Source organism: Rhizobium sp. 2MFCol3.1, assembly GCF_000377565.1.
In the GTDB taxonomy this organism is placed as follows: Bacteria; Pseudomonadota; Alphaproteobacteria; order Rhizobiales; family Rhizobiaceae; genus Rhizobium.
This window is the reverse complement of sequence record NZ_KB898356.1, coordinates 493953-520475: the sequence shown is the minus strand read 5'-3', so window position 1 is coordinate 520475 and position 26523 is coordinate 493953. Positions and strand designations below refer to the sequence as shown.

At 62.6% G+C, this 26523-nt stretch carries 23 protein-coding genes and 1 pseudogene; 8 read left to right on the top strand and 16 right to left on the bottom strand.

The window, feature by feature from the left end; genetic code table 11:
* Positions 1–349 precede the first annotated feature (349 nt).
* The 4 genes and pseudogenes from D460_RS0111260 to D460_RS0111245 all read right to left on the bottom strand — a co-directional run bounded on the left by D460_RS0111260 (position 350) and on the right by D460_RS0111245 (position 5538).
* Positions 350–928, bottom strand: coding sequence for a histidine phosphatase family protein (locus tag D460_RS0111260; RefSeq protein WP_018898650.1), 579 nt, complete (start codon positions 926–928; stop codon positions 350–352).
* Positions 929–998: 70 nt separating this feature from the next.
* On the bottom strand, positions 999–2258 hold the full coding sequence (locus tag D460_RS0111255; protein WP_018898649.1) for a cyclopropane-fatty-acyl-phospholipid synthase family protein: 1260 nt from the start codon (positions 2256–2258) through the stop codon (positions 999–1001).
* 135 nt (positions 2259–2393) lie between these two features.
* Positions 2394–4702, bottom strand: a pseudogene (locus D460_RS32910) (Tex family protein).
* A 188-nt stretch (positions 4703–4890) separates the two neighbouring features.
* On the bottom strand, positions 4891–5538 hold the full coding sequence (locus D460_RS0111245; RefSeq protein ID WP_026283032.1) for a VOC family protein: 648 nt from the start codon (positions 5536–5538) through the stop codon (positions 4891–4893).
* Between the two features lie 287 nt (positions 5539–5825).
* Here D460_RS0111245 and glyS point away from each other — a divergent pair, with 287 nt between their 5' ends.
* The gene (gene glyS, locus D460_RS0111240; RefSeq protein WP_018898647.1) at positions 5826–8054 is read left to right on the top strand and encodes a glycine--tRNA ligase subunit beta; all 2229 of its coding nucleotides are present in this window, start codon (positions 5826–5828) and stop codon (positions 8052–8054) included.
* A gap of 6 nt (positions 8055–8060) precedes the next feature.
* Here the strand turns inward: glyS and D460_RS0111235 are convergent, their stop codons facing one another.
* Positions 8061–8501 (bottom strand): YqaA family protein, encoded by a 441-nt coding sequence (locus D460_RS0111235; protein ID WP_018898646.1) that lies wholly within the window; start codon positions 8499–8501, stop codon positions 8061–8063.
* Between the two features lie 144 nt (positions 8502–8645).
* Between D460_RS0111235 and D460_RS0111230 the strand changes: the two genes are divergently transcribed.
* Complete coding sequence (locus D460_RS0111230) at positions 8646–9095, top strand: putative toxin-antitoxin system toxin component, PIN family (RefSeq protein WP_196809332.1); 450 nt, start codon at positions 8646–8648, stop codon at positions 9093–9095.
* The gene (locus tag D460_RS0111225) at positions 9092–9355 is read left to right on the top strand and encodes a hypothetical protein (protein WP_018898644.1); all 264 of its coding nucleotides are present in this window, start codon (positions 9092–9094) and stop codon (positions 9353–9355) included. The genes D460_RS0111230 and D460_RS0111225 overlap by 4 nt, the downstream gene beginning before the upstream one ends.
* Before the next feature lie 335 nt (positions 9356–9690).
* Here the strand turns inward: D460_RS0111225 and D460_RS0111215 are convergent, their stop codons facing one another.
* The 7 genes from D460_RS0111215 to D460_RS0111180 all read right to left on the bottom strand — a co-directional run bounded on the left by D460_RS0111215 (position 9691) and on the right by D460_RS0111180 (position 18992).
* Entirely contained in the window at positions 9691–11511 is a 1821-nt protein-coding gene (locus tag D460_RS0111215) for a methyl-accepting chemotaxis protein (protein ID WP_018898642.1), read from the bottom strand.
* Positions 11512–11846: 335 nt separating this feature from the next.
* Positions 11847–12317, bottom strand: a complete 471-nt coding sequence (locus tag D460_RS0111210; protein WP_018898641.1) for a plant virulence effector HPE1-like domain-containing protein — start codon at positions 12315–12317, stop codon at positions 11847–11849.
* A 106-nt stretch (positions 12318–12423) separates the two neighbouring features.
* Entirely contained in the window at positions 12424–13695 is a 1272-nt protein-coding gene (gene purD, locus D460_RS0111205; protein ID WP_018898640.1) for a phosphoribosylamine--glycine ligase, read from the bottom strand.
* Between the two features lie 65 nt (positions 13696–13760).
* The gene (locus D460_RS0111200) at positions 13761–15719 is read right to left on the bottom strand and encodes a DUF2207 domain-containing protein (RefSeq protein ID WP_018898639.1); all 1959 of its coding nucleotides are present in this window, start codon (positions 15717–15719) and stop codon (positions 13761–13763) included.
* Positions 15720–15786: 67 nt separating this feature from the next.
* The gene (locus D460_RS0111195; protein WP_026283031.1) at positions 15787–17043 is read right to left on the bottom strand and encodes a 3-phosphoshikimate 1-carboxyvinyltransferase; all 1257 of its coding nucleotides are present in this window, start codon (positions 17041–17043) and stop codon (positions 15787–15789) included.
* A 122-nt stretch (positions 17044–17165) separates the two neighbouring features.
* Positions 17166–17717 carry a LemA family protein gene (locus D460_RS0111190; RefSeq protein WP_018898637.1) on the bottom strand — a complete coding sequence of 184 codons (552 nt, stop codon included), beginning with the start codon at positions 17715–17717 and terminating at the stop codon, positions 17166–17168.
* A 312-nt stretch (positions 17718–18029) separates the two neighbouring features.
* Positions 18030–18992 (bottom strand): glycine--tRNA ligase subunit alpha, encoded by a 963-nt coding sequence (locus D460_RS0111180; protein WP_026283030.1) that lies wholly within the window; start codon positions 18990–18992, stop codon positions 18030–18032.
* Positions 18993–19152: 160 nt separating this feature from the next.
* Here D460_RS0111180 and D460_RS32905 point away from each other — a divergent pair, with 160 nt between their 5' ends.
* Positions 19153–19494, top strand: a complete 342-nt coding sequence (locus tag D460_RS32905) for a hypothetical protein (protein ID WP_196809331.1) — start codon at positions 19153–19155, stop codon at positions 19492–19494.
* On the top strand, positions 19436–19750 hold the full coding sequence (locus D460_RS0111170) for a type II toxin-antitoxin system RelE/ParE family toxin (protein ID WP_018898633.1): 315 nt from the start codon (positions 19436–19438) through the stop codon (positions 19748–19750). The genes D460_RS32905 and D460_RS0111170 overlap by 59 nt, the downstream gene beginning before the upstream one ends.
* A gap of 14 nt (positions 19751–19764) precedes the next feature.
* Here the strand turns inward: D460_RS0111170 and D460_RS0111165 are convergent, their stop codons facing one another.
* Together D460_RS0111165 and D460_RS0111160 are read right to left on the bottom strand one after the other, a co-directional pair.
* Positions 19765–19956, bottom strand: a complete 192-nt coding sequence (locus tag D460_RS0111165) for a membrane protein (RefSeq protein WP_018898632.1) — start codon at positions 19954–19956, stop codon at positions 19765–19767.
* A 76-nt stretch (positions 19957–20032) separates the two neighbouring features.
* On the bottom strand, positions 20033–20890 hold the full coding sequence (locus tag D460_RS0111160) for a S49 family peptidase (protein WP_026283029.1): 858 nt from the start codon (positions 20888–20890) through the stop codon (positions 20033–20035).
* 173 nt (positions 20891–21063) lie between these two features.
* On the opposite strand from D460_RS0111160, the gene D460_RS0111155 reads away from it, so the two are divergent.
* Positions 21064–22404, top strand: a complete 1341-nt coding sequence (locus tag D460_RS0111155; RefSeq protein ID WP_018898630.1) for an Nramp family divalent metal transporter — start codon at positions 21064–21066, stop codon at positions 22402–22404.
* Here the strand turns inward: D460_RS0111155 and D460_RS0111150 are convergent.
* Positions 22401–23195, bottom strand: a complete 795-nt coding sequence (locus D460_RS0111150) for a methyltransferase (RefSeq protein ID WP_051110789.1) — start codon at positions 23193–23195, stop codon at positions 22401–22403. The two genes, D460_RS0111155 and D460_RS0111150, sit on opposite strands and share 4 nt — an antisense overlap.
* Before the next feature lie 8 nt (positions 23196–23203).
* Positions 23204–23431, bottom strand: coding sequence for a DUF2007 domain-containing protein (locus D460_RS0111145; protein WP_018898628.1), 228 nt, complete (start codon positions 23429–23431; stop codon positions 23204–23206).
* Between the two features lie 109 nt (positions 23432–23540).
* On the opposite strand from D460_RS0111145, the gene D460_RS0111140 reads away from it, so the two are divergent.
* On the top strand, positions 23541–24557 hold the full coding sequence (locus tag D460_RS0111140) for a polyprenyl synthetase family protein (RefSeq protein ID WP_018898627.1): 1017 nt from the start codon (positions 23541–23543) through the stop codon (positions 24555–24557).
* 129 nt (positions 24558–24686) lie between these two features.
* Entirely contained in the window at positions 24687–26519 is a 1833-nt protein-coding gene (locus tag D460_RS0111135; protein ID WP_018898626.1) for a tetratricopeptide repeat protein, read from the top strand.
* Positions 26520–26523: the final 4 nt, after the last annotated feature.

Sequence of the window (26523 nt, the reverse complement as noted above, 5' to 3'; positions counted from 1 at the left end):
CCCGCAGCCGCGCGTCACCGGGATGGATGGCGATGTCGAGATGGCTTTTGCCGACATCGATTCCGGCACAGATCATGCTATTATCGGTCATCTTCGTCGTCCCTGTCTTGGATACGAACCCCAAGGTTCCTGCAACCACACGGGCCTGATGAAGAGCCGGTTGCGATCCTGCTCCCCACAGCCCCGAACGGCTGAGAAGGTGACGATCCGACAACCAGCTGCCGGGCGGGTGGCCACCCGCCCGGCAGAAACAACTATCTCATATTTTGATCATCCAAGAAGGTGGCCCGAAGGGTCGGATGAGGGGGCTCCGGGCACTGAGGTCAGCCTAAACTACGCCCCCCAAAAACTAACCATTCCACCGCCGGATCACCGGCTCGCTGAGATCATGCTCATACCCCAGCACGCTGACGCTCGTCGTATCCAGCACGAAATGTGCCCCGCCCTCCGGCGGCAATCCCACCCAGCGAGCCGCCAGCACCCGCAGGAAGTGGGAGGAGGAGAAGATCAGGATCGGGGCGTTCGCCGCGCGGATTGCGGCGATGATGCGGTCGGCGCGGGTCCCGACGTCGGCGGCGTTCTCGCCATCGGGGCAGCCGTCGCGGAAGAGTTGCCAGCCGGGGCGGTTGGCGAGGATCTGCTTGGTCGTCACACCTTCATAGGCGCCGTAGTCCCATTCGGCGAGGTCGTCCTTGATCACCATCCGCTCGCCGAAGCCGGCAAGGCGGCAGGTGTTGCGGGCGCGCTGGGAGGGGCTCGACCAGACTTCGGCGACGGTCAGGCCTTCAAGGCGCGCGCCGAGGCGGCTGGCGGCGGCTTCGCCGTTTTCCGTCAGCGGAATATCGCTACGGCCGGTGTGGCGGCCGGACAGGCTCCACTCGGTCTCGCCATGGCGCACCAGCGTGATCTCGGGATAGGCACTGCTCATCTCGCAACCCTTTCAAAATGAAACAGCGGGAATAAAAAAGGCGCGGGTCTCGCCGCGCCTTTTCGTCAGGTCAGAGAATGACCTTTTCGAGCGGCGGACGCGTTGCCTCGAATTCCTTCAGCTTCGCCTCGTTCGCGGCGATATAGTCGCGATTGTCGGGAGTGGAATACTGGTTCTTGGAAATCTGGATCTGCATGATGAAGAGTTCGTCCCAGCGGAAGCCCATTTCGGAGCCGGCCAGATAGAACTCCCACATGCGGAAGAAGCGTTCGTCATAGAGCGCCACGGCTTCGGCCTTGCGCGCCACGAAGCGCTCGCGCCAATGGCGCAGCGTATAGGCATAGTGCAGCGGCAGGACCTCGACATCGCGGACCAAAAGGTTCGCCTTTTCGATGGCCGGAAGCGTTTCGCCGATCGAGGGGATATAGCCCTGCGGGAAGATATACTTCTCGATGAAGGCATTGGTGCCGAAGCTCGGCTTCGGACGGGCGATCGAATGCAGCACCATGACGCCGTCGTCTGCCAGCAGCTCATGCACCTTGCGGAAGAAGTTGCCGAAATTGCCGATGCCGACATGCTCGAACATGCCGACCGAGACGATGCGGTCGAACTTCTGACCCTTCATCGTGCGGTAATCCTGCAGCTCGAAGCGCAGCCGGTCGGTGAGACCACGCTTTTGCGCCCGCTCGCGCGAGATCTTCAGCTGCTCCTCGCTAAGCGTGATGCCGGTGAGATCGAGCCCCGGTGTGGACTCCGTCAGATACATGCCCATGCCGCCCCAGCCGGAGCCGATTTCCAGCGCGCGCTGGTTGGGCTGAAGCAGGAGCTTGGCGGCGATGTGGCGCTTCTTGGCGACCTGCGCCTCCTCCAGGCTGATGCCCGGCGGATTGTAATAGGCACAGGAATATTGCCAGTCCTCATCGAGAAAGAGCTCGAACAGCTTTTCCGATAGATCGTAGTGATGGGCAACGTTGCGCTTGTTGTGGTTGACGGGCAGACGGCTCTTCAGCTGCTGCAGGGCGATGCGGCCGATCAGGAGGGCCGCCATCGGTATGTCGAAGATTTCGTTGGTGGTGTTCTGTTTCACCAGGGCCAGGAAATCGTAGATGTTGCCCTGTTCCAGAATGAACCGGCCATCCATGTACATTTCGCCGAGCTTGAGGGTGGGGTCTCGGCGGATCAGTCGCTCCGCCTCCTCGTCGGCAACGCGGGCGGCAACCAGTTCTCCGGTGCCGTCCCCGATGGTGTGTGTCTCGCCATTGGCGAGTGTGAGCTTCAGGTTACCCTTGCGGATGATTTTTTGGACAATCGATAAGAAATTCGACGCCATAAGTAAGGCCTCGCAATGTGACAGGATAATCCAATCAACTTAGGCCGTCTGGCCTGCCTTACAAGCGCCGTATTTGACACTTCGGCGACATCGACGCCGAAGTGTGACATTTCTGCAAGGCTTATCCGTAAGCCCTTATTTTCGCTTCATGGCCTCGGCGAGTGCTGCGCCGAACGCCCCCTGGCTCTCCTGCTTGGGGCTCGACGAGCGACGCTCGTTTCCGCCGCGAGGGGCTGGATTTGAACGGGTTTCGCCGCGCGGCGCGGGGGCGCTCGCACCATCGTCCTTGCGCATGGAAAGGGCGATGCGCTTGCGTTTTGCATCCACCTCGACGACGCGAACCTTGACGACATCGCCGGCTTTCACAACTTCGTGAGATCTTTGACGAAGCGATCGGCAAGCTGCGAGACGTGCACCAGGCCGTCCTGATGGACGCCAATATCGACGAAGGCGCCGAAGGCGGCGACGTTGGTTACCGTTCCCTCAAGCGTCATGCCCGGCTTCAGGTCGGAAATCTCGTTGATCCCCTCCGCGAAGGTCGCGGTCTTGAAGCTCGGGCGCGGGTCGCGGCCGGGCTTTTCCAGCTCGGACAGGATGTCCTTCACCGTCGGGAGGCCGAACTTGTCGTCGATGAACTGGCGCGGATCGACCGATTTCAGCACCGCGCTATCGCCCATCAGTGTGCGCAGGTCGCGGCCGCAGGCGGCAACGATCTTCTTGGCGACGCCATAGGCTTCCGGGTGGACCGAGGAGGCATCGAGCGGCTCCTTGCCGTCGCGGATGCGGAGGAACCCGGCGCACTGCTCGAAGGTGCGCTGGCCGAGGCGGGCGACCTTGAGCAAATCACGGCGGGTCTCGAAGCGTCCGGTCTCGTCGCGATGCCGGACGATGGCTTCGGCGATCGAGGTGCCAAGGCCGGAGACACGGGCGAGCAGCGGCACAGAGGCCATGTTGAGATCTACGCCGACGGCATTCACCGCGTCTTCGACCACGGCATCGAGCGAGCGCGACAGCTTCTGCTGGTCGACATCGTGCTGATACTGGCCGACGCCGATCGACTTCGGCTCGATCTTGACGAGCTCGGCCAGCGGATCCTGCAGGCGGCGCGCGATGGAGACGGCGCCGCGCAGCGACACGTCGAGATTGGGGAACTCGGCAGCGGCGGTGGCCGACGCCGAATAGACCGAGGCGCCGGCTTCCGAGACGATGACCTTGGTGGGCTTCGTGCCCGGCAGATCGGCCAGCATGTCGGCCACCAGCTTTTCGGTTTCGCGGCTGCCGGTGCCGTTGCCGATCGAGATCAGCTCGACATTGTGCTTGCGGATCAGCGAGGCGAGCTCGATCTGGGCGCCGCGCACGTCGTTGCGGGGCTGGAAGGGATAGACGGTCGATGTAGCGACCACCTTGCCGGTGGCATCGGTGACGGCGACCTTGACGCCGGTGCGGATACCCGGATCGAGGCCCATGGTCGGACGCGAGCCGGCGGGGGCTGCGAGCAGCAGGTCCTTGAGATTGCGGGCGAAGACGTGGATCGCCTCTTCCTCCGCGCGTTCGCGCAGCTCACGCATCAGATCGAGCGACAGCGACATGGAGAGCTTCACGCGCCATGTCCAGCTGGCGACCTCCAACAGCCAGCGGTCGCCTGGGCGGCTGTTGCCGATCTCGTAGGCCGCAGCGATCATGCGCTCGACCGGCTTGTTCGGCGAGGCAGTCTCGGCGTCGGCCTCGATGGTCAACGTCAGCACTTCCTCGTTCCAGCCGCGCAGCATGGCAAGCGCGCGGTGGCCGGGGGCGGTTGCCCAGCGTTCGGAATGGTCGAAATAGTCGGAGAATTTTTCGCCCGCTGCCTGCTTGCCATCAACCACCTTGGCCTTGAGAAGCGCGGCACCGCGCATATGGGCGCGCAGCTTGCCGAGCAGGTCGGCATTTTCGGCAATGCCTTCGGCGACGATATCGCGGGCGCCTTCGAGCGCCGTCTTCACGTCGGGGACGTCTGATGTGATGTAGGCTTCGGCCAGCGTTGCTGGCTCTTTCGAGCGGTCGGCGAGGATCGCTTCGGCAAGCGGACCGAGGCCGCGCTCGCGGGCGATCTCGGCGCGGGTGCGGCGCTTCGGCTTGTAGGGCAGATAGAGATCCTCGAGCTCGGCCTTGGTGGCCGCGCCCTTCAGCTTTGCCATCAGCTCGTCGCTCATCTTGCCCTGGCCCGAGATCGATTCCACGATCGTATCGCGGCGGGCTTCGAGCTCGCGCAGATAGACGAGGCGTTCGGAGAGATCGCGCAGCTGCGTATCATCCAGCCCGCCGGTCACTTCCTTGCGGTAACGCGCGATGAACGGCACGGTCGCGCCCTCATCCAGCAACTCGATCGCGGCCTTCGCCTGCTCGGGCCGGGCATTGATCTCGGAGGCGATGACTGCGGAGAGCATGCGGATATCAGCGGCCATGATGGTTCCTGCGTTTTAATTGAGGTGGCGGACCACAGCGGCGAAAAGCGGCAAGGCAAGGATGGAGATGGGTTTCCACAGCGGAAGTGGGGCGCGTTGGGGCGTCATCGGGCCAAGGCTGGGATGCTACGCGCCAATTGCGGACCTCCCTCGAAGCACCCATGAAGGTCCGCTCTCGAGCGCATAGCTCAATCGCCAGGGCCGGCAAATAGGACGAGGTTTCCGTCTGGGTCTTGAATGATGAAGTCTCTGGCCCCCCACGGCTCCTTCCTGAGCAGTTGATGGAACGAAACCCCTGCGTTCTGAAAAATCAAAAACAGCTGCTTGATCTCGTCTGCCGTATCGACGGTGATCCCGGCGGAGAGCAGATGTTCGCTCTGGCGTATATTACCGACAAAGACGGGTTTGCAGACCAGCCTGAGAGCGAGGCGCGCACTGTCGCGGATGACCTGTCCGTAGAATGGCGGGTCACCGTAGATGAAGTCGACAGTGAAGCCGAGCTTGCCAACATAGAACTCACACGACGCCTTGACATCGGTGACGTAGAGCTGAGCTGACGTTGAGGTTAGCATCGGATTTGCCGGGCTTGGTTTTCGGTGATGTGCCATCGCTGGAGCCTCTGCTTTGAGCGCTTGCCAGCCTTCGAACCCCATTTGACGCGCGATCAGTTCTTGTGCGTCGGTAAGCTTAAAGCTTGCCTCGAATATTTGCATGTCTTCGAGATTTCGGAAACGCGGCAACGCGGCCCTGATCTCGGCAGCGACCGGATAGTACCGTTCGCGATGCCATCGCAGATATTGCTTGGCTTGCTTTTTGAGATTCTCAAGATTCGGCATGGGCGCAACTGTGGTTACAGTGTAGGTGGGCATTGCCCTTTCGACGTTGTGCCGATGCACCCTATGCAGCAGTGAAAGCGTGCCTGCGCCAAGGCCGATTGTCAATCAACTGAGCCGATCATTGTCGCTCGAAGGCTGCCGAAAGGCACTCCGGTTGCCCAAATCCCCTCCCCGCCCGCTGCATCCCGCTTTTGCAGCTTGTAAACCAGCGCCATTCTTTGCTAGCAGAGGCGACCGTTTTCAGACCCGCAAGGTAGCGCCTTCCCCGTGAAGGCAAGGAAAGTGACATGCCCGATCTGCTGTTAGAACTCCGCTCCGAAGAGATCCCGGCCCGCTTGCAGCGCAAGGCTGCCGGCGATCTGAGGAAGCTTGTGACCGACGCGCTCGTCGAGGCGGGACTTTCCTATGAGGGTGCCAGGGAATACTGGACGCCGCGCCGGCTGACGCTCGACATTCGCGGGCTGACCGCCCGCTCCGCCGATGTGCGCGAGGAACGCAAGGGACCGCGCACCGACGCCAACGAAAAGGCGATCGAAGGTTTTTTGCGCGCAGCCGGTCTGTCCTCGATTTCCGAGGCGCAGGTGCAGAGCGATCCGAAGAAGGGCGATTTCTACGTCGCGATCATCTCCAAGACCGGCCGCAGCGCCGAGGAGATCATCGCCGAGGTGATGCCATCGATCATCCGCGATTTCCCCTGGCCGAAGCCGATGCGCTGGGGCAAGGCCTCGTCGCAGCCGGGGTCGCTGCGCTGGGTGCGGCCGCTGCAGTCGATCGTCTGCCTTTTCGGCACCGAGCATGAGGAAACGACGGTCATTCCGTTCGAAATCTCCGGCATCGTCGCTTCCAACATCACCTATGGCCACCGCTTCCATGCGCCCGAGGCGATCACCGTCAAGCGCTTCGACGATTATGTCGCGAGCCTCGAGAAGGCCAAGGTCATTCTCGATGCCGAGCGCCGCAAGGACATCATCCTGCACGACGCCCGCGACGTCGCCTTCGCCAACGGCCTCGAACTGGTCGAGGACGAAGGCCTGCTGGAAGAGGTCTCCGGCCTCGTCGAATGGCCGCAGGTGCTGATGGGAAGCTTCGAGGAAGCCTATCTCTCGATCCCGTCCGAGATCATCCGGCTGACGATCAAGACCAACCAGAAATGCTTCGTCACCCGCAAACCGGGTGAAGAGACGCTTTCGAACAATTTCATCCTCGTCTCCAACATCGAAGCGACGGATGGCGGCAAGGAAATCATTCACGGCAACGGCAAGGTCGTGCGCGCCCGTCTTTCCGACGCGCTGCACTTCTGGAAGCGCGACCAGGGCGATCTGCCGGATCTTGAAACGCTCGAGGCTTCGGCCAAGAAGTTCAGCCTCAACCTGAAGAAGCCGCTCGACCAGCGCATGGCCAAGCTCGATGCGCTCAACGTCACCTTCCATGCCAAGCTCGGCACGCAGGGCGAGCGGGTGGAGCGTATCCGCGCCATGGCCGCCAAGGTCGCCTTCCCCGCCGGCGCCGACTACAAGCTGGTCGATCGCGCCGTGGTTCTCGCTAAGGCGGATTTGCGCACCGAAGCCGTCGGCGAATTCCCCGAGCTGCAGGGCGTGATGGGCCGCAAGTATGCCGCTCTTCAGGGCGAAGAGGCCGTGGTCTCGACGGCGATCGAGGAGCACTACAAGCCGCAGGGCCCATCCGATCAGCTGCCGCAGGACAAGGTGGCGATTACGGTGGCGCTTGCCGACAAGCTCGATACGCTGATCGGCTTCTGGGCCGTCGACGAGAAGCCGACGGGCTCCAAGGACCCCTTTGCGCTCCGCCGTGCCGCGCTCGGCGTCATCCGCATCATCCTGGAGCGCGGCGTGCACCTGACGCTGCTTCCGCGCATCGTCAGCCACATGGCGCGCATCGACATGGATATCGTAGAAAAGGTCAACGCTGAGAAAGCGAAGCAGGGCGGAGATGTCGTAGATGGACGCGGGCAGCTTGATGAAGGTATGTCGCGCCAGCTCGACCTGCTCTCGTTCTTCCATGACCGCCTGAAGGTCTATCTGCGCGACCAGGGCGCGCGCCACGACCTGATCGACGCGGTGCTGACGCCCGAGACCGACGATCTCCGCATGGTCGCCCGCCGTGTCGAGGCGCTCACGGCCTTCGTCAGTTCCGAGGACGGCAAGAACCTGCTCGCCGGCACCAAGCGCGCCGTGCAGCTGCTGGCAGCCGAGGAGAAGAAGGGTACCGTGGTCGCCGACGGCGTTTCGGATGCGCTTCTGAAGCTCGACGCCGAGAAGGAGCTTTTCGCGGCGATCAAGACGGTTTCGGCCGAGGCATCCGGCGCGATCGAGAAGGAAGACTTCCGCTCGGCGATGGCGGCTCTCTCGACGCTGCGCGCACCTGTCGACCGCTTCTTCACCGACGTGCTCGTCAACGACGAGGACGCGGCGATCCGCGCCAACCGCCTGGCGCTGCTGCGCCTCATCCGCGAAGCCACCGGCACCGTTGCCGACTTCTCGAAGATCGCCGGCTGATCCTTATCAGCCGACGATGCCTAGTGTGATCACCGCCAGGACCGCGTAACGCGCGGTCTTGGCGATCGTCACCAAAAGAAGAAAGACCGGCAGCGGCTCGCGCATCACGCCGGCAACGACGGTGATGGGATCGCCGACGATGGGCAACCAGCTTGCCAGTAGCGACCACTTCCCATACCGCCGGTACCAGCGCTGCGCCCGATCTAGCGCCACCTCCCCCACCGGAAACCACCGCCTGTGGCGAAAGCGCTCGATGCCGATGCCGAGCAGCCAGTTGACCAGCGAACCGAGGATATTGCCGACGCTGGCGACTGCGACCAGCAGCAGCGTGGAATATTGCCCGGAGAGAATGAGCGCGACGAGCCCGGCTTCCGACTGCGCGGGCAGGATGGTGGCCGCGATCAGCGAGATGGCGAAGAGGCCGGCATAGGCTGCAAGCGTGGTCATGTCGCTCTGGGCTCGGTGGTCTGCATGGTGGGGCTTTCGGTTTGGCGACGGCGTGCGTTTGGGTTTCATGATCATGTTGCGGGGCTGGGCGCAAGCGTTAAGGCGATTGAAAGGCGAGATCGACCTGCCTTGACATGATATCATATGCGATATCATATAACTGCCATGATCGTCGTTGATGCAAATGTCATGGTTTCGGCTTTGCGATCCTCGAAAGGCGCCTCGCATCAGCTTGTGCGCGAGATGCTTACCGGTGGCGTCGCCTTCGCTTTGTCGCCGGCGGTGGCGCTGGAGTATGAAGATGTGCTGAAGCGGCCGGGCATTCTCGGCAAGGCTCCCTGGCTCAGCGAGAGCAAGATCGACATCTTGCTCGATGCAGTGTTCAGCAAGGCTGTGCTCGTCTCGCCGTGGTTTCACTTCAGGCCGTTCCTCGCTGACCCGAAGGACGACATTTACATCGAGTGCGCCCTGGCAGCCGGAGCCACCTTGATCGTCAGCAACGATCGCCATTTCCGGCATCCCGCAGTCAGCGCCTTTGGCATGTCAGTCATGACCGCAGGAGATTTCATCGCACAAAGGAGACAAGAGACATGAGCACCTATCCTCTCAGATTAGCCGATCATGTGATGGAAGAAGCCAAGCGTGCGGCGGCGGAGGACAATGTATCGCTGAACCAGCTGCTTTCCGCTTTCATCGCTGATGGCATCGGGCATCGGCGGGCGATCATGAGCTTGAAGAAGCGCGCGGAACGGGGCGATGCCAGTGCGGCGCTCGCCATCCTCGACAGCGTTCCCGATAGCGAACCCGATGAAGGCGACGCATTGGTCGCTGCGAAGAAGGCAAGCGGGAAGTAGGAAGGCAAACGGCTGGGCAGTGCGGTGTACTGGGGAGTCTGTTCTCCGCAAGGTCCATTCACGTCGAGCCCATCGATACCAGCAGATGCTCGGGACGAGCCCGAGCATGACGTCGGCGGGTGGGGTGCGCCTCAGCAAGCTATTGAAAATAAACGTCTTCCCCATTCTCGACGTCATCCTCGGCCTCGTGCCGAGGATCTAAGCACGTCTCCAGGAATGCAACATGGATGGCTCTCACGCAAAGCCGCACCACTGATCGCGCGCGCCCAATAAACGCGAAACAGCCGCCGGATCGCTCCGGCGGCTGTCGTCATCTATCGCTGTTCCCGCAAGCCTTACGCGGCGCGGCGTGTCTGCGCTGCCCCGTACTCGGCCTGTGTGCCGACGCGGAAGCCGCGGATGAGGTTGAGGAGTTCGTCGGTGTCGCTGGCGAGCGATTCCGCCGAGGCTGTGGTCTCTTCGGCCATGGCGGCGTTCTGCTGGGTGGCGGCGTCGAGCTGGTTGATCGAGGAGGTGATCGAGCGCAGCGTCGTGTCCTGCTCGGAGGCGCTGTGGGCGATCTTCGAGACGATGTCGTTGGCCGCCTTGATCTGGTCGGAGATGCGCTTCAGCGCCTCGCCTGCCTCGCCGACGAAGCGAACGCCCTGTTCGACCTGGCCCGAGGAGCGGGCGATCTGGTCCTTGATCTCCTTGGCGGCGGCCGCCGAGCGCTGGGCCAGTTCGCGGACTTCCTGGGCAACGACCGCGAAGCCCTTGCCGCTTTCGCCGGCGCGCGCAGCTTCGACACCGGCATTAAGCGCCAGAAGGTTGGTCTGGAAGGCGATGTCGTCGATGACGCCGATGATCTTGCCGATTTCCTCGGACGACTTCTCGATGCCGCCCATCGCTTCGATCGCCTGGGTGACGACGGCGTCGCTGCGGCTCGCCTCGGAGCTCACCGAGTGGACGCGCTGGCTTGCTTCATGCGCGCCTTCGGCGGTCTGGCGCACGGCGACGCTGAGCTCGTCGAGGGCGGCCGAGGTTTCTTCCAGGCTTGCGGCCTGGCGCTCGGTGCGCTGCGACAGTTCGTTGGAGGCGCGGCGGATTTCTTCCTTGCTGACGGCGATGTCGCCGCCCTTGACCGAGACCTTTGACATGGCGGCCTCGAGATGGCCGAGCGCATCGTTGAAGTTGTCGCGCAGGGTGGCGTATTTCTGGCCGAGATCGGCGCAGCGGACCGTGAGATCGCCACGGGCGATCTGCTCCAGCGCCTGGCCGATGGTGGAGACCACATGGGCTTGGACGGCGGTTTCGTCGCGCTGGAGACGCTGGTTGTTCTCGCGCTCGTCGTCGAGCGCCATCTGCTGAGCAGCCTCGCGCTCGGACATGGCGTGGCGCTCGCGGACCTTTTCCTGCAGCGCCTTCGTGGCCTTGGCCATCATGCCGACTTCGTTGTTCATGTCGGTGTGGGGAATGGCGATCGTGACGTTCTCTTCGGCGACAGCCTGGAGGGCGGTGTGGATGCGGGTCAGCGGGCCGGAAATGCTGCGAACCACGAAGAAGGCGGCGGCGGCGCCCAAGAGCAGCACGACGAGGCCGCCCGACAGCGCCTTCAGCACGTCTGAGCGAACCTGCGCGTCGAGATCGTCGAGATAGACGCCGGTGGCGACCACGACCTGCCAGGGTTCGAACGCCTTGGTGTAGACAGCCTTGCGGAACTGCGCATCGGCCGGCTGGCCGGGCTTCGGGCCATAGAAATCGACGATGCCGCCGCCGGCGCGACCGACCTTGACGATCTCGTCGCGGTAAGGCTTGCCGCGGCTGTCGGGCGAGCCCTTGCTGCTCTTGCCGAGCTTCGGCGTATCATAGGTGATGCGCATGACGACGTCGTAGTCGTAGCCGATGAAATAGCCGTTGGGCTCGTAGCGGATCGACGAAAGCTGCTTATAGGCCAGCGCCTGCGCCTGTTCGCGGGTCAGCTCGCCTGATTTCTCGCGGTCGTAATATTGCTGCATGATGGACAGGCCGGATTCCACCTGCGTGCGCAGCATCTCGTTGCGCTCATGATAGATCGCATTGGTCGACGAGCGTATCTGCAGGTAGGAGGCGACGCAAAAGGCCACCATCAGGCCGGCGACGAGCAGAAACAACTGCCTGGAAATTCTGAGATTCTTCATTTGGCCTCGCAACGGAGCTCGGGTGAGATCATCCGGCGCGGTATCCTACCGCGTATGCGCCGGCGCCACGGCGCCCAACGCTGGTACTGCTGCGAAAACGACATGCGGCTACCGGTCGCAGCTAGAAATGGCCTGTTTTTTATAAGAAACACTTAACCAAGGACTAGATGATGTCCCAAACACGAAGTGGGTCCAAGCGCAGCGCCAGCCTGGGCCGGCGAAGTATAAAATAGAAAATGCGCCCCTGCTTCTCTTCAGGAGCGCATTTCACCACCCTTTTGAGGTGGAGCCCCGGATGACCAAAACTTTGGACGGGAGGGGCAGGGAACTTTAAATCAAGGTCTAAGCTTGAAATTAGAAACGTCGAGCGGGCGCGTTTGTTCCGCCGGCTGGCCTGCAGCACCTGCAACCACGGGCTTGGTATCGGCGCCAATGACGGCCGACGTCGTCGCCGTATCGACACCATCGACGGCTGGGGCAGCGGCAACTGCGACCGGCGCGGGCGCCTTGGTCACGAACACGACGGGGGAGCCGCCCATCCAGCCTTCGGTGCGAAACAGCTTCTTTTCGCCATCGACGTCGCGAATCTGCGAGTGCTCGAGCGTGCCGTCGGCGAGCGTCGGGACGATATATTCCTTCTTGGCTTCCACGACCTGAAGCGGCGGGCATGTGGTGCAGGTCATCTTGAGGATGCTGCTGTCGCTCGATGCCGCATTGGCGCCGACCACGTCGATCGACGACGCCATGGCGGAACCCGCCATCAACGCACCGACGACACCCAAAACAACCGCAGAAACCTGACGCATGGAAACACTCCGTCTTACCTTGCACACAGGTTTAACGCGGCTTTATTTCCATCCCGTCAGGGGAAAGGGTAAAAATTTAGAGAACTGATCCGATTTCGATATTGGATCACGCTTTTTCGCGCTTGATCGCCTGCCAGCCGATGTCGCGGCGGCAGAAGCCGTTGCCCCACTCCACCTTGTCGAGCAGCACATAGGCGCGGGCCTGGGCCTCGCCGACGGTCTTGCCGGTCGCGGTGACGTTCAGAACGCGGCCGCCGGTGGCGACCAGCGCGCCATCCTTCAGCGCTGTGCCGGCATGAAACACCTTGGCGCCCTTGCCCGCTTCGGGGATGGACTTGATCGGCGTGTTCTTGTCGTAGGAGCCGGGATAGCCCTTGGAGGCCATGACGACCGTCAGCGCCGGATCGTCGCTCCATTCGGCCGTAACCTTGTCCAGCGTGCCGGTGGCGGTCGCATAAAGGATCGGCAGGAGATCGCTCTTCAGGCGCATCATCAGCACCTGGCATTCGGGATCGCCGAAGCGGACGTTGTATTCGATCAGCTCCGGGCCCTTCCTGGTGATCATCAGGCCGGCGAAGAAGACGCCGGAGAAGGGGTAGCCGCTCTCGGCCATGCCGCGCATGGTGGGCTCGATGATCTCCTTCATCGTGCGCTCGACCATCTCAGGTGTCATGACGGGGGCCGGAGAATAGGCGCCCATGCCGCCGGTGTTCGGACCGGTATCGCCCTCGCCCACCCGCTTGTGATCCTGGGCGGTGGCGAGCGCCAATGCGTGCTTGCCGTCGCTCAGGCAGAAGAAGCTTGCCTCTTCGCCATCGAGATAGGCCTCGACCACGACTTCGGCACCGGCAGCGCCAAACGCGCCTTCGAAGCAATCGTCGACAGCAGCGAGCGCTTCATCGACGGTCATCGCAACGGTCACGCCCTTGCCGGCGGCAAGACCATCGGCCTTGACGACGATCGGGGCGCCCTGCTCGCGGATATAGGCCTTGGCCTTGGGGGCGTTGTTGAAACGCTGGTAGGCGCCGGTCGGGATATCGTAGCGGGCGCAGATATCCTTGGTGAAACCCTTGGAGCCCTCGAGCTGGGCTGCCGCTGCCGACGGACCGAAGACCGCGAAGCCTTCGGCGCGCAGACGATCGGCAACGCCCGCCACCAGCGGCGCTTCCGGGCCGACGACGACGAAATCGATCGCATTGTCCTTGCAGAAGGATACGACGGCGTCGTTGTCCTCGGTGTTGACGGGGACGAGCGTCGCGTGCTCGGCGATCCCTGGATTGCCGGGGGCGGCGTAGAGCGTGGTGAGTTCGGGCGATTGCGCCAGCTTCCAGGCCAATGCGTGCTCGCGTCCGCCCGATCCGATCAACAGAACCTTCATGCCCGTCCCTTTCCAGTTTGTGAGTGGCGGTTAAGGGCAGAGCGGCGAAAGGTCAAGCCTAAAGGCTACCAACCGCCGCCACCGCCACCGCCGCCACCGCCGCCAGAGAACCCACCTCCTCCACCGCCGGACGAGAAGCCACCGCCGCTGCCGCCGGAAAAGCCCGAGGAGGTCGAGGTCACGGGCGCGGGGAGCGTCGAGGCGATGGTGGAGGCCATCGAGGAGGAGAAGCCGCCGATGCTGTCGCCGAAACTGCCGGAATGGGTCGGATACCACATGGGCGAATAGGCGGCGGCCGCCGCTCCGGCTGCTGCAGCCGTCGCCAGCCAGGTCTGGAAGGCGTCGCTCCAGGGTTTTTCGACACCGAGGGCCACGGCATAGGGCAGCAGCGTTTCGAAATGTTGTGGCGACATGGCGGGGGCGCCCGCCATGTTCATGCGGTCCTTTTCGGCAACTGTCAGGTAGCGGCGCAGACCATCGATATGGTCCATCAGCCGGCTGCCGAGCGGCGTCGGCGCGCCCATCAGGAAAAAGAACACCACATTGATCATGACGATGCCGCCGACGGCGACGATGACGGGCCAGTGGTCGGCTGCTGTCAACTGTTCCACGGCGGCAGTGACGATGCCGGCGAGGATGGACAGAAGCGTGAAGCCGAAGAAGCCGCCGATGATGACGCCGCCGATCTTGCTGCGCAACGACGCCCCCTTGCGGAAACTGAGACCGAGACGCGACGACAGGATGCCTAGGAACACCGCCGAGAAAACGGTGGCGGCGATGAAGCCGCCGAGATCGGCATCGATTTCGCCAAAGGCCAGAACCGCGATGATGAAGATGACGCTGAGGACGATGCCGCCGACCGTGTAGAGCGCGTTCGAGTGATAATACTTGCCACGATGCTCGCCTTCGATCGCCTGGCGGAACTTCTGGCCGGCGTCGCGCACCTTTTCGCCATTGGACTTGCTGATCGCAAAGCTCTGGCCGGAGCGGCCAACGAGAGAAAGGAAGGCGGCCTGGCCTGATGGCAGGGCTTTCGGCAGCGGCTTGTCGGTGCGGGTGACCGTGATGCTAGAGCCGATATCGTCGAAGGTGACGTATCCCTTGACGGCGAGGTCGAGCGCGTTGGCCGAAAAGGCCGGCCAGCCGGCGCCGTTGAAGCCCTTGTTGTCGATATAGTTGACCAGCGCCGGCGACAGACCCTCGGGTGGGTCCCAGCGCGGCACGACGACACCTCGGACCGGATCACGCCCAACCCTCACCCAGAAGAACACGTAGTAGAGCGCGACGAGGAGAAGGCCGGCGACAGCGATGACATCGGCCATGTGATCGCGCAGCCACCAGGCGCGAAGCTGACTTGTCGATGGCGGGTCGATGACGCCCTTCGGCACGCCAGCGACGACGGTCAGCCCTTCGTTCTGCCCGAGCATGCGAGTCGTCGCGAAGATCGCCTGATTGCCCTCGATGCGCGACGTGGCATTCGTGGCTCGGGAGCCGAACGGCCCGGTATAGGCGGCAAGCTTCGTCACCTCGCCTGATGGCATGGTGATGCGCGCCGAGGCCTGCTCGATGGCAAACTGCCAGCCGGTGCCGGTGACATTCCAGTAGACCTCGTCGTGATCCGGGAAGTAGCGGATCATGCGGTCGGCCTTGTAGGTCAAGACATAGGTGTGCTCGCCTTCAGGCACGATGGTGTCGCTGGAGCCGGCATAGATGCGGATGCCGCCATCGATGCTTTCGGTCTTGTAGGGCTCGGGCCGGCCATCGCGAGTGACGGAGAGGAGATCGAAGCCGACGCGGACTTTACGCCCCTCGCCATCCAGCATGGTGAGCGGGAAATCGCGGAAGATGCCGCGCTTGACCTTGAACCCCTCGGCGACGATCGAGATCGTCTCGGTCACGGTGAGGTCGCCGTCCTTGGCGACCTCGACTTCCGAATGATAGGAGGTGATGCGCTCGTTTGCGGCGGCAAGAGATGCCGCCAGCAGAAGTATCAGAGCGGCAACGAGACCGGACAACCAACGCATCAAGACATTCTCCCCTTGTCTTTTCAGAATTGTCTTTTTTGGATTGCCCGGCGAGATCGGCTGCCGGTTATTCGTCCTTTATCGCAACGCCGAGCGTGGACAGCACCTTCCAGTAATCCGGGAAGGTCTTGCCGACGCAATCCGGGTCCAGAATGGTGATGCCATCGATCTTCAGGCCGGCGAGCGCGAAGCTCATGGCGATGCGGTGATCGGCGAAGGTGTCGATATCGGCCGGCAGGTGCTGGCCTGATAATGCCGGGTCGGAGGAGACGATCAGGTCGTCGCCGTCCTCGGTCGCAAGGCCTGCGCGGATGTTGTTGAGGCCGGTCGAGACGGCGTGGATGCGATCGCATTCCTTGACGCGCAGATTGGCGATGCCGATGAAGCGCACCGGCGTTTCATTGAAGGCGGCCAGCACGGCGATGGTCGGCACCGCATCCTGCATCTGCGAGCCGTCGATTTCGGCGGGAAGATGCGGGAACTGCTTGATGACGTCGTAAGCTTTCGCGTCCGGCTGGGTAAAATCCTCATTGGCGACGCCAAGGTCGATCGCGCCCTTGGTCAGCACTTCGGCGGCCCAGAGATAGGTGGCGGCGGAGGCGTCCGGCTCGATGACGAAATCGGTGGCGATGTAGCCGGTCGGCTCGATCACCCAGGAGGACGGCGTCGGCTGGCTGACCTTGGCGCCGAAGGCGCGCATGACTGATAGTGTCAGGTCGATATAGCCGCGCGCACCGATATCGGCACCGGCAAGCTCGATCGTGAACGGCTCGGAGCCGCAGGCGGCCGCCATCTGCAAAGCGGAGACGTACTGGCTGGAGAGGCCGGCATCGATGACGACCTTGTTGCTGGCAAAACGACCGTTGGCGTCGATCGTCACCGGCGGGCAGCCGGTCGGCGCTTCGATCGCAACACCGAGCGACTTCAGGGCATCGACCAGCGGCTTGATCGGGCGCTTGCGCATATGCTCGTCGCCATCGACCACATAACGGCCATGGCCGAGCGCGAGCGCTGCCGTGAGGAAGCGGGTGGCGGTGCCGGCATTGCCGAGGAAGAGTGATGCTGCGGGCGCCTTGAGCTCGCCGGAACTGGTGACGACGAAGGTGGTCGCGTCAGGCTCCTCCACCGTCACGCCCATGGCGCGCAGGGCTTCCGCCATATAGCGCGTGTCGTCGCTCTTCAGCGCGCCGGTCAGCCGGCTGGTGCCCTTGGCGAGACCGGCCAGAAGCAGCGCGCGATTGGTGATCGACTTCGAGCCGGGAGGCACGGCGCGGCCGGACAGCGGCTTGGCCGCCGGGATGATGGTGAGCTTGTCTTTACTCATGGGCTTGTCTTCACTCATTACGTCTTTTCCGGCAAATGCGCGCGGCCCTATCCGGCCGCGATCTTGCCCTGCTCATAGCAGTTTTTCGGCAAAGGCAAATGCCTGTTATGAGAACTTGGGGATCAGAACTTTACGCTCGGGACGGCGCGATCGGCCTCGTTGGTGATCTCGAAATACTCGCGCTTGCTGAAACCGAACTGGTTGGCGACGAGGTTCGAGGGGAAGCTTTCGACCTTGACGTTGAGATCGCGGGCGGAGCCGTTGTAATAGCGGCGCGCCATCTGGATCTCGCTTTCCATCGTCTCAAGCGAGGTCTGCAGCTCGCGGAAATTCTCGTTGGCCTTCAGATCCGGGTAGGCTTCGGCAAGCGCCATGACGCGGCCGAGCGCTGCACCCAGCAAACCTTCCGCCTGCGCACGGCCGGCGACATCGCCTGCCGGAACCGTCTGCGCCTGGTTGCGGAGCTTGACGACCTCTTCGAGCGTCGTCTTTTCGTGGGTGGCGTAACCCTTCACCGTTTCGATCAGATTGGGGATCAGATCGGCGCGGCGCTTCAGCTGCACATCGATGCCGGACCAGGCCTCCTCGGCCATCTGCCGGGCGCGCACGAGGCCGTTATAGACAAAGACCGCATAGAGCGCGATCAGGACGATGAGGCCAAGAATAATATACATCGCGAATCCCCCGTTACGACGCAAGGTCGGCCGGGAGACTATGCGGCTTGGCGGCGCTTGTCATCTCCCGCCGTTGTAGTTTGGCGCATCCCAAGATCTCGCGATACCGCCGCGGTCAGATAGGGCCTATCTTGACCATGGATCGGCCGACGGCGGCGGGATCCGAACAAGGTCACGAGGATCAATCAGCCATGAGCGCAGCCATCTTCCTGCTCAACATGCTTGCCATCGCTTCGTTCTTCATGCTCAAGGGCGCGCCGCGTCCGGCCGCGCGCACTGTCGAGGTCAAGGCCAACAGGCGTCGCTGATCGATCAGGCAGCCTTGCTGGCGAGATTGACGCCACCGGCGTCGGTCAACAGGAAGGCTTCGCCGCAGGCCTTGGCGAGCGTGCGCACGCGCAGGATATAGCTCTGGCGCTCGGTGACCGAGATCACGCCGCGCGCGTCCAAAAGATTGAACACGTGGCTGGCCTTGATGCACTGGTCGTAGGCCGGGAAGACGCACTTGTGCAGCTTCTGGTTATCGCTGTCTCCAGGCGCGCCCGCGGCGAGCAGCGCCTGGCATTCCTTTTCGGCATCGATAAAGTGGCGATGCAGCATCTCGGTGTTGGCGAATTCGAAGTTGTGGCGGGAATATTCCTGCTCTGCCTGCAGGAAGACGTCGCCATAGCTGATCTTCTCGTCGCCTTCGCGGCCGTTGAAGTTCAGGTCATAGACATTGTCGACGCCCTGGACATACATGGCGAGGCGCTCGAGGCCATAGGTGAGCTCGCCGGCTACAGGCGAGCATTCGAGGCCGCAGACCTGCTGGAAATAGGTGAACTGCGAGACTTCCATGCCATCGCACCAGCACTCCCAGCCTAGACCCCAGGCGCCGAGCGTCGGGCTTTCCCAGTCATCCTCGACGAAGCGGACATCGTGCAGCAGCGGATCGAGGCCGATCGCGGCGAGCGAGCCGAGATAGAGCTCCTGCAGGTTCGGCGGGTTCGGCTTCAGGATGACCTGATACTGGTAATAATGCTGCAGGCGGTTCGGGTTTTCGCCGTAGCGACCGTCGGACGGGCGGCGCGAGGGCTGCACGTAGGCGGCCTTCCAGGGCTTGGGGCCAAGCGCGCGCAGCGTCGTCGCCGGATGGAACGTACCGGCGCCGACTTCCATGTCGTAAGGCTGCAGCACCGCGCAACCCTTGTCTGCCCAGTAGCTGTGCAGCGTCAGGATCAGCGCCTGAAACGAGCGCTTCGGGTTCATGTGGTCGGGAATGCTGGGTGCAGACATGAGGTTAGTCGCCATTCAATTGGATCGGTGGGCGACAGGTGCCACGAGCAGCGATGAGGGTCAAGGGTTTCGCATCCCGATCTCTTCCCCACAGTTTGCAGGGAGGACAAGCGGTGTCGGTTGTCTTATAGTGAGTGCAGGTTTTGGCTTGGAGACGATTATGAGCGTCGAGATCACCGTGACATTGTCGGATCAAGACCTTCGCTTCGCCGAAGAACTGGTCGAGGAAGGGCGCTATGCCAGCGTGCCGGATGTGGTCAGCGCAGCGCTGACGCGGGTCCGGATGCTTGAGCGAGCTTTAGACGACCCTTTGGCGGGAATGGCGGACGAGATTCGGCGGCGCGCGGAATTGCCCAAGGATCAGAGGCTGCCTTGGGACGGCAAGGCCATGGCAGAAAGACTGAACGAAAGGCTGGCTCGGAAATTCAAGGAAGAGGCGCCGGATGCCGTACACGATCACGCAGCACCCGCTCGTCGAAGCCGATCTGTTTCAGATCGCTGAAGTCATCTCGGACTTCGCCGGGCTGCGGATCGGCCAAAGCAAAATAAACGAAATAACAGCGTTCATCGACCGCTTAACCGATTTCCCTCATATCGGCTCCATCCGAAGCGACCTTTATCCCGGGCTGCGCGCCATTCCGGCCTCGGAAAAGGCAGTCGTCTGCTTCACCGTCGACGACGAAGCCCAATCCGTCTTCGTTCTCTGCATCAGCTATGGCCGAGCGGATTGGCAGGCAAGGGTTCGAGAACGAGGCTGATCAAAGCCCTCCCCTCACTCATCATCCTTCTTCAAATGATACTCCCCCGTCACCGGGTCCTTCACCAGCGTGCCGATCGCTCCGGTCTGCTGCTCCCTCTGGGCGCGGCGGGATTTTTCCTGCAGGCGCTTGGCTTCGGCCACGAAGCGGCGGTAGAGGAGCCAGGCGCCCAGGACGAGCACACCCATGATCAAAAGCTGCGGCATGTCGTCTGTCTTCACCCCTCGTTATTTTAGCGCAATTGCCGACGCACAGCCGCGCTGTGCTTTTGCCGCAATTGCGTCAGAGCCCGTATCGGCTCCACAATGCCTTGTCTTCGGCCGTCTCGACAAGACCGGCTGCGAAGCCGGAGGCGGCTCCTTCAAGCGATGATGATATGCCGGGAATGCGGCGTCCGAAAAGCCCCCTTGCAGGCGTTACGAGTTCCAGCTTGGTTTTCGAGCCGTAGCGCTTCTTCAATTCCTGGCGCATGTCGCCGAGACCGTCGATGAGGCCGAGCTCTAGGCCGCGCGTGCCGGTCCAGAAAAGGCCGGAGAAGACCGTCGTGTCATCCTTCAGCTTGCCGGCGCGGCGCTCGCGCACCATGGCGATGAAGACCTGGTGGATCTCCAGCTGCAGCGTCTTCAGATATTCGATGTCCTTTTCCTTCTCCGGCTGGAAGGGGTCGAGGATCACCTTGTTTTCGCCCGCGGTATAGACGCGACGCTCGACGCCGATCTTCTTCAGAAGCTCAGGGAAGCCGAAGCCGCCGGAGACGACGCCGATCGAACCGACAATCGAGGTCGGGTCGGCGATGATCTCGTCGCCGGCCAGCGCGATCATGTAGCCGCCAGAGGCTGCCACGTCCTCGACGAAGACGATGACCTTTTTCTGCTTCTCGCGCGCCAGCTCGCGGATGCGGGTGAAGATCAGCCGCGACTGGACCGGCGAACCGCCTGGCGAATTGATGGAGATGGCAACCGCAGGGGCGTCCTTGAAGCTGAATGCCTTTTCAAGCACCTGCGCGGTCGAGGCGAGGTTCAGCGCCGGGCGGAACTGGCTGCCGCCGGTCATGATCGCCCCCTGGAGCCGGACAACCGGGATCACGATGCCCTCCTTGCGGAAGCGCTTCGGCATCAGTTTTCTCAACAATCCGGCCATTCCCATTCCTTCGTATAGGCTGCGTGAAACGTCTCTCCCATGTATGCGTCGCAACGGCAAACACAATGGGCGAGGCGCAAAACAACTGCGCGCCAAGTTTCTTGTTGCGAATGACTTGCATTATCATTCTAATCGGCCATATTGCTTTTATCGGTTAAACAGGCGGATGCTGCATGGACATTATGACACCCAAGGCCAAGACGGGCTGGCGCCACGAGCGCGAGGAGGCGTCGATGGCCGATGTCCACCGTACAATCGGAACGCAAAAGCACGCCTCGCGCTGGCGCCGCGCCATCGCCTTCGTCGGCCCCGGATATCTGGTGGCTGTCGGCTACATGGACCCCGGCAACTGGTCGACCTCGCTCGCCGGCGGCTCGAAGTTCGGCTACACGCTGCTGACGGTGGCGCTCTTGTCCAACCTGATGGCGATCGTGCTGCAATCACTCTGCGCGCGCCTTGCCATCGGCTCCGGCCGCGATCTGGCGCAGGCCTGCCGCGATGCCTTCCCGCGCTGGGTATCGATCCCGCTCTGGCTGTTTGCCGAAATCGCGATCATCGCCACCGATATCGCCGAGGTGATCGGCACGGCGATCGGCCTCAACCTTCTCTTCGGCATTCCCTTGGAACTCGGCGTGCTCATCACCGCGCTCGACGTCTTCCTCATCCTCTATCTGCAGAAGATCGGCTTCCGCTGGGTCGAGGCCTTCGTGATCGCGCTGCTCGGGATCATCACCGTCTGCTTCGGCGTGCAGATCTTCATGGCCGATCCGCAATGGGGCGACGTGATCCGCGGCTTCTTCCCGACCACGGAGATCGTCTCCAATCCGGAGATGCTCTATCTGGCGCTCGGCATTCTCGGCGCGACCGTGATGCCGCATAATCTCTACCTGCATTCCGGCATCGTGCAGACCCGCGACTACGGCCACAGTGTGCCGGAAAAGCGCGAGGCGCTGACCTATGCGACGATCGATTCCACCGTGGCTCTCTGCTTCGCGCTTCTGATCAATGCCTCGATCCTGATCCTCGCCGCCGCAGCCTTCCATGCCAATGGACGCACCGATGTCGCGGAACTCGGCGAAGCCTCCTCGCTTCTGGCGCCGCTGCTCGGGCTTGCGCTGGCGCCGACGCTCTTCGGCATCGCGCTTCTATGCTGCGGCCTGAACTCGACGGTGACGGCGACCATGGCCGGGCAGATCATCATGGAAGGGTTCCTGAAGATCAGGCTGCAGCCCTGGATCCGGCGGTTGATCACCCGCGCCATCGCCATCGTACCGGCCGGTTTCGTGACCATCTGGTATGGCGACGCGGGCACCGCCGAGCTCCTGATCCTGACGCAGGTCGTGCTCAGCCTGCAGCTTTCCTTCGCGGTCTTCCCGCTGGTGATGTTCACCGCCAACAAGGCGAAGATGGGCGATCTCGTGGCACCGCGCTGGCTCTCGGCCATCGCATACACGATCGCCATCATCATCGCCGGGCTGAACATCAAGCTGCTGTTCGATTTCGTGATCGGCTAACGTCTCGGATAGGCCGCGCGGCCGTTGTTGAAATCGTCGACGAAGGGGGAGAACTTGTGGCTCCCCTCTTCGTGCATGATCAGCGGCGCGCGCAGCGACAGACGGGCGCGTGAGCCCTTGATCGCGGTCACCAGGATACGAACGGCGTTTTCGCCTTCGCGCGGATGGATGGCCGTGATCTCGATGCCGCCGAAGCGACGGCCGCAGGCATCGATGATCTCGGCGATCGATTCCGGGCGGGCGATCAGCGACAGCTGGCCGCCGGGGATCATGATGGCGCCGGCCGTGCGCAGCCAGCTTTCGAACAAGTCCTCCGTCATCGCATGCGCCTCTGCCTTCAGCGCATCCGGCGTCTTGCGGTCGCCGGGATCGTTGAAGGGCGGGTTGAGGATGACGTGGTGGAAGCTCTCGTCGATGAGGCCGGCGTCATTGCGCGCCTTGGCCTTCAGCGTCACATCCGCCTCGATGACGGTGACGCGGCCCAGCATGTGGGTGTTTTCAGCAAGATCCAGGCTGCGGCGGGCGTAATCCGCCATCTCGGCGGAGCGCTCGAAGAGCACGACCTCGGCCTTCGGCAGCCGCGAGGCGACTGCGAGACCCGCCGCACCGGCGCCGGCGCCGAGATCGGCAACCTTCACCGCTCTCTCATCATCCACCAATGCGGCAAGCAGCATGGCGTCCATGCCGGAGCGATGCCCTCTGCCCTTCGGCTGGAGAATATGAAAGGCGCCGCGGTGGAAGGCGTCGATGGTCTCGGTTACGGGCTGATCGGGCGTGGGCTCGCTGGTCACGGGGTCGCTCACTTCTGCTCGCGCAATTCGTCGCCAAGGCCGGCGTCGATGAGGATGCGGCGGGCGCGGTCGGCCTGGTCGTCTTCGACAAGCAGGCGGCGCGGTAGCATGCCGAGCGAGCCTTCCAATATGCTCATGCCCTGATCGGCGATGAAGCAATGGATGCCGGCATCCTTCATCAGGCTTTCAGCGAAGGAGAGCAGCACGGGATCGTTGGCGCGGATAAGTTCATGCATTTACCGTGAAATCCCTTTCAATTTTCCGCGACGTGGCAATTTCGCCTCTTGCCGCTCAAGCCGCCCCTTTCTATTGTCAAATCCAATGAGTGAACAGGAGTCCGGGTCGTTGGGCGTGGTCATACCGCTTGAAGAAAGCAAAAACAAACTGGCATCCGTCAAGCCTTTGGTGGATCTAACCAAGGCGGACATGGAGCGGGTCAACCAGTTGATCCTTTCTAAGGCCGGTTCAGACGTGCAGATGATCCCCGAAGTGGCGAACCATCTGATCTCGTCCGGCGGCAAGCGCCTGCGCCCGATGCTGACGCTCGCCTCCTCCGCGCTCTACGGCTATCAGGGCGAAAACCACATCAAGCTCGCGACCGCGGTCGAGTTCATGCACACGGCGACGCTGCTGCACGACGACGTCGTGGATGAAAGCGACCTGCGCCGTGGCAAGTCCACCGCCCGCATGATCTGGGGTAACCAGGCAAGCGTGCTCGTCGGTGACTTCCTGCTCGGCCAGGCCTTCCGCATGATGGTCGACGTCGGCTCGCTCGATGCGCTCGACGTCCTCTCGTCCGCCGCCTGCGTGATCGCCGAAGGCGAAGTGCTGCAGCTTTCCGTCGCCAAGAACATGGAAACCACCGAGGACGACTATCTCTCGGTCATCCGTGCCAAGACGGCGGCGCTGTTTGCGGCCGCCGCCGAAGTCGGCCCGATCGTGGCGGATGCCGGCAAGGCCGGCCGCAACGCGATGAAGTCCTACGGCATGAACCTTGGTCTGGCCTTCCAGCTGGTCGACGACGTTCTCGATTACGGCGGCAAGGCTGCCGATCTCGGCAAGAATGTCGGCGACGACTTCCGCGAAGGCAAGATCACGCTTCCCGTCATCCTTGCCTACCGGCGCGGTACCGAGGAAGAACGCGCCTTCTGGCGCAAGGCGATCGAGGGTGGCGAAAGCAACGATCAGAACCTCGAAAAGGCACTTGGTCTGATCACCAAGTACGGAACGCTGAACGATACCATCGGTCGGGCGGTCCATTATGGCACGATTGCACGCGATGCATTGGCGCCGCTTCCCGATACGGCATGGAAATCCGCACTGATGGAAGTCATCGACTTCTGCATCGAGCGCGTCAATTAACCGACGATCATTGGTCCAAGGCTGATTTTCTTGCGGGGTCGCTTCAAAAAAGCCATCCTGTCGTGAATCAGTCTTCTCAACTGATTTTGCAGTCGACGCTGGTGGGCTGTTCTCACGAAAGGTTTTCTAATGCGGCGGAAATTTGCCATACGTCTTCTTTCGAGCGCGTCGCTTGCGGCAGTTCTGTCGCTGAGCGTGCTCGGCGGCGCCAATGCCGAAGACGCGGCCAAGAAGGACGACGCCAGCGCGACCGTGATCTTCGATCCTGACAGCGTCAACACCTTCTCCGGCGCATTGCTTGCCGCCCGCACCGCCGATGTCGACCACGATTACGAAACGGCAATCGAGCTCTACAAGAAGGCGCTGCAGATCGAGCCCGGCAATCCGGAGATCCGCCAGCGCCTGATGATCTCGCTGCTGCTCAATGGCGACATCAAGGACAGCGTGCGCTACGCCAACGAGCTGAAGAACGATCCGAGCATCGAGCGACTCTCCACCATCGTGCGCGGCGCCGATGCGATCCGCCGCGGCGAATACAAGACGGCCGAGAGCGCGCTGAAGACCACCGGCCCGACCGATCTCGACCGCGTCATGAACGACCTGATGGCCGCCTGGGCACGACTGGGCGCCGGCAAGGGCAAGGATGCGCTGTCGCAGGTCGAGAAGCTGAAGGGGCCGGAGTGGCTCGCCATCTTCCAGAACTACAATGCCGGCGCGATCGCCATCGTCAACGGCGACGTGCGCTCGGCGCGCAAGCACCTGAACGACGCCGTGCTCGACAAGGATGGCGCTGCCACTGCTCCCGATACCTTCATGCGCGCCATCATGGCGCTCGCTCGCCTGGAAGCGACGCAGGGCAACAAGCAGAAGGCGCTCGACACGGTTTCGGTTGGCGACAACCTGCTGCCCAACTACGCGCCGCTCAATGCGCTGCGCCAGAGCATCACCAAAGACGAAAAGCAGGTGCAGCAGATCACGACCGCCAAGCAGGGTGCGGCCGGCGTGCTGTTCTCCTTTGCCGGCGCGCTGAACCGCGACGGGGCGGAAGACATCGTCTCGCTCTACCTGCAGATCGCCCGCGCGCTCGACCCTGACAGCGCGGATGCGCTGGTCATGCTCGGCGGCATCGCCGAAAAGCAGAGCCAGCTCGACCGCGCCATCGCGCTCTACAAGGAAGTGCCCGACAATTCGCCGATGAGCCGCATTTCCGAGCTGCAGCTTGGCCTGGCGCTGGCCGAAGGCGGCAAGGTCGACGAAGCCCGTGCGCATCTGCAGGGGCTGATCCAGTCGGACCCGAAGGATATCCGCAGCTACCTCGCCTATGGCAGCGTTCTCTCCGACGCCAAGGACTACAAGGCGATGGCCGAGAACTACGACAAGGCTGTCGATGTGATCGGGCCGCTGCCGGGCAAGAACACCTGGACTGTCTTCTTCCAGCGCGGCATCGCCTATGAGCGGCTGAAGCAGTGGGACAAGGCCGAGCCGAGCTTCCGCAAGGCGCTTGAGCTCAACCCGAACCAGCCGCAGGTCTTGAACTATCTCGGCTATTCCTGGATCGACATGAACAAGAACCTCGACGAGGGTCTGGAGATGATCAAGAAGGCCGTCGATCTGCGCCCCGACGATGGCTACATCATCGATTCGCTCGGCTGGGCCTATTTCCGCCTCGGCAAGTTCGACGACGCCACCGAGGAACTGGAGCGCGCGGCACAGATCAAGGCCGGCGACGCGACGATCAACGACCATCTGGGCGATGCCTACTGGCGTGTCGGGCGCAAGCTCGAAGCCGTCTACCAGTGGAACCGGGCGCTGGGCTCGGAGCCCGAGGCCGCCGAGATCCCGAAGATCAAGGACAAGATCGCCAACGGCCTGCCTGCCGTGACCGACGACGCCAAGACCGTCGACAAGAAGATGCCCGATCCGGCCCCTGTCGACCCGAAGCCGGCCGACAAGAAGACCTGATCAT